Annotated in this window: 1 protein-coding gene; it reads right to left on the bottom strand. The window is 46.8% G+C overall.

Going from position 1 to position 406, the window contains the following annotated elements; genetic code table 11:
• Nucleotides 1-406 (bottom strand): chorismate-binding protein (locus tag AB4653_RS19460; protein ID WP_372105055.1); only part of this gene is annotated, 406 nt, incomplete at both ends.

Genomic DNA, 406 nt, shown 5'->3' on the forward strand with positions numbered 1-406 from the left:
GCCCTTAATAGGTCATGTGCTGAATGATGGACATCAAGCTCTGCCCTTATCGTGCTCACCAAGTGGTGCACAGCAGGGAAACTCTCTATATCGAATAGCTTTGGTACATGAACCGATCCCGGCTTTGCGACTCGGCCAATATCATTACGAAGCAGGTCGACGATCATCAGGTTTTCTGCCTGATCTTTCTCAGCATTCAACAGGTCTTGTGCATTGGCGTCATCAATCATGGAATTTTCAGAACGAGGACGTGTCCCTTTGATCGGCTTGGTTTCAATGGTGCCACTATTGAGCTCTAAAAAACGCTCAGGTGAGACACTGAGAATGGTGCAGCCTGCTAAACGGATAAAACCAGAGAATGGAGCTGAGTTGTACTTCTCTAACTTTTCATAAGCGAGCCATTCAC

It is taken from the genome of Vibrio sp. 10N.222.48.A3 (assembly GCF_041475345.1).
In the GTDB taxonomy this organism is placed as follows: Bacteria; Pseudomonadota; Gammaproteobacteria; order Enterobacterales; family Vibrionaceae; genus Vibrio; species Vibrio tasmaniensis_A.